This is a genomic window from Micromonospora sp. NPDC051296, assembly GCF_040682255.1.
Classification (GTDB): domain Bacteria; phylum Actinomycetota; class Actinomycetes; order Mycobacteriales; family Micromonosporaceae; genus Micromonospora; species Micromonospora craterilacus.
The window spans coordinates 1-1,260 of sequence record NZ_JBFBAO010000670.1 but is presented as its reverse complement, the minus strand read 5'-3'; the positions used below and the strand labels follow the sequence as shown (position 1 = coordinate 1,260).

Below are 1,260 nucleotides of genomic sequence, written 5' to 3'. Positions count from 1 at the left end.
GCCTGGCGTTTGCTGTCGGCTGTGGACGCTGATGCGCTGGCGGGCCTGCGCGCGGCCAGAGCGCAGGCGCGGGAGGTGGCGTGGGCGCAGACGGCCGAGACCCGTGGTGGCCTGCCCGCCGTGGTAGTGGCCGGGCAGGCGGTGCCCGGCCTGGTCCTGGACCTGGACGCCTCCATCGTGATCTGCCACTCGGAGAAGGAGTCAGCGACCCGGACGTGGAAGAAGACGTTCGGCTACCACCCGCTGTTCTGCTTCCTGGACAACACCCGTGAAGCGCTGTCCGGGCTGCTGCGGGCCGGCCGGGCCGGCTCCAACACCACCGCCGACCACATCACCGTCCTGGACCAGGCCCTCGCGCAGATCCCGGACGCGCACCGCTACGGCACCGACATCCTCATCCGGTCGGACTCGGCCGGCTGCACCCACGGGTTCCTGGCCCACATCCGCAGCCTGCGCGAGCACGGCATCAACACCTTCTTCAGTGTGGGCGTGGCGATCACCGAACCGATCCGCGAGGCGATCCGCCACGCCACCGGCTGGATCGGCGCCCTCGACGCCGACGGCAACCTCCGCGACGGCGCCGAGATCTGCGAAATCACCGGCCTCGTCCCGGCCGATGGCTACCCGGCCGGGACCCGGTTCATCGTGCGCCGGGAACGACCCCACCCCGGCGCGCAACTGACGCTGTTCGACACCATCGAAGGCTGGCGCCACCAGGTGATGGCCACCGACACCCCACCCGGCGAAAGGTCGATCCAGCACCTGGAGGCCCGCCACCGCGGCCACGCCCGCGTCGAGGACCGCATCCGCACCGGCAAGGACACCGGCTTCGGCCGCTTCCCCTCCCGCGTGTTCGCCATCAACGCCGCCTGGCTGGAACTCGCACTCACCGGCATCGACCTGCTCGCCTGGACCCAGCAACTCCTCCTCGACGGCGACCTCGCCACCGCCGAACCGAAGAAACTGCGCTACCGGCTGCTCCACGTCCCCGCCCGGCTCACCCGCTCAGCCCGCCGCACCCGGCTGCGCATCGCCGAAGCCTGGCCCTGGACCGAGCAACTCGTCACCGCATTCGCTCGCCTCACCGCGCTGCCCCGCCCGCTCACCTGAACACGCCCCGCCCGACCCGACAAACGCCCTGGAGGACCCCGGCCCACGCGCCGGGCCATCACCACGCCCACGTCCTGGACGACCCGCTGAAAAAGATCAACAGGCCGTCAAAAGCCCTTGATCAACAGCTAACGAAAGACCGAGGCTAAC

1 protein-coding gene is annotated in these 1,260 nt (G+C 70.6%); it reads left to right on the top strand.

Annotation, left to right across the window (positions count from 1 at the left end; all coding sequences use genetic code 11):
- A partial coding sequence (locus tag AB0M52_RS34005) for an IS1380 family transposase (RefSeq protein ID WP_363962006.1) occupies positions 1-1,110 on the top strand: 1,110 nt, incomplete at its 5' end.
- Positions 1,111-1,260 lie beyond the last annotated feature (150 nt).